This is a genomic window from Pseudomonas juntendi (assembly GCF_009932375.1).
GTDB lineage: Bacteria > Pseudomonadota > Gammaproteobacteria > Pseudomonadales > Pseudomonadaceae > Aquipseudomonas > Aquipseudomonas juntendi.
In genome coordinates, this window is record NZ_BLJG01000304.1 from 1 (window position 1) to 1033 (window position 1033).

At 66.4% G+C, this 1033-nt stretch carries 1 protein-coding gene; it reads right to left on the minus strand.

Translation table 11 applies throughout. The features are described from left to right. Nucleotides 1–1033: CHASE domain-containing protein (locus GYA94_RS25090; RefSeq protein WP_161893326.1), on the minus strand; the 1033-nt coding region annotated here is incomplete at both ends.

Consider the following 1033-nt stretch of genomic DNA (forward strand, 5'->3'; position numbering starts at 1 on the left):
GCTCAAGGCGCAGGCGGCCAATGGCTTCACTGGCCGGGTAACCGAGCATGCTTTCGGCACCGGCATTGAAGGTGCTGACCACCCCTTTGAGGTTGGTGGCGATGATCGCAACCTGGGTCGCGGCATCCAGCACGCTGCGCAGCTGGTTGTGGGTGCCACGCAGCGACTGTTCGCTGACCTGCAGCGCTGCGGTGCGCTGTGCAACCAGGGCCAAGGCCCGTTGACGCTGGCTGAACAGGTTGAACAACAGCACGCTCAGCAGCAGGCTCAGCAAACCGCCCAGTGCACCGACTGCCAGCACCGCCGAAGAACGGTTGGCCTGCAGGAATGCCAGGCTGGGGCGGATACTCAGCAGCAGCTGGCGGTCCGCCAGGTGCAACACCTGATCGCTGACCAGCGACAGGGGCGCCACGGGGTTGTTGGAGTCGTACAGAACTTCTGGGCCCTGCCGCCCGGACGGATCAACCAGGCGCGTTACCAGGTTATCGTCAGGCGCCACTGGCCGGCCATCGCCGATCAGCTCGGGCATGCTCAACAGGGCCAGCACATAACCCGCTGCCGCGCCGTGGGGCGTGGCAACGGCGAATACCGGGGCCACCATCATCAGTCCGCGCACGCCCGGTTCGCTGGCATTCAACTTCAGCGGCTGCGACACCGCCATGCTCCCCGGCACCAGCGCCCGCGCAAGCACTGCCCGGGCTGCATCCTGCGCGGCCAGGTCGAGACCAGATGGCAGCCCCGGCAAGGTGCCTGACGCGCTATACAGCACGGGAAAATACAGGTCGCGGGCAGGGGCGCGGCGCCACTGCCCCTGCGGGTCCTGATCGCGAATCATAAAGCCCGGGCCGGCAAGGTTACTGGCCTGGCGTTCGAACACGGCGCGCTGCGCGGCCTCTACGCGCGGGGCCCAGGCATAGGCCTGGGTACGGTGCAGCAGCGGCCGGGCATAACCGGCAAATTCCCGGGGGGTTATTTCATCGGAATAGCTGAAAAACCAGCGCAGCCCATCCAGGCGCTGCTGCTGTTCGGCAAA